Raw genomic sequence first — 319 nt, 5'->3', positions numbered from 1 at the left:
ATAGACGATCCTCCAGCAGCGCGCGGTTGGGAAGCCCGGTCAGCGCATCGTGGTTGGCCATGAAATGGATCTGGTCTTCAGCCAGTTTGCGCTCGATGGCGATCCCTGCAATGCGTGTCGTGAAGTCGATCAGCCGTGTTTCGGCCTCGGTCGGTTCACGCACCGTCATCGAATACATCGCAAAGACACCGAGCACGGCGCCTTGATGCGACAGGATCGGGGTCGACCAGCAGGAACGATACCCGAAGGGCGCCACCACCTGACGGTATTCTTCCCAAAGCGGGTCCTGCATGATGTCCGCGACGATGACCGGCTCCCG

The 319-nt window shown here is 60.8% G+C and carries 1 protein-coding gene; it reads right to left on the bottom strand.

Translation table 11 applies throughout. From position 1 onward, the window contains the following. Positions 1 to 319, bottom strand: a 319-nt coding sequence (locus tag EN845_RS34430; protein ID WP_135931316.1) for a GAF domain-containing protein, incomplete at both ends; no start/stop codon positions are given.

It is taken from the genome of Mesorhizobium sp. M8A.F.Ca.ET.202.01.1.1, from assembly GCF_004791595.1.
In the GTDB taxonomy this organism is placed as follows: Bacteria; Pseudomonadota; Alphaproteobacteria; order Rhizobiales; family Rhizobiaceae; genus Mesorhizobium.
This window is presented reverse-complemented; position numbering and strand designations above follow the sequence as displayed.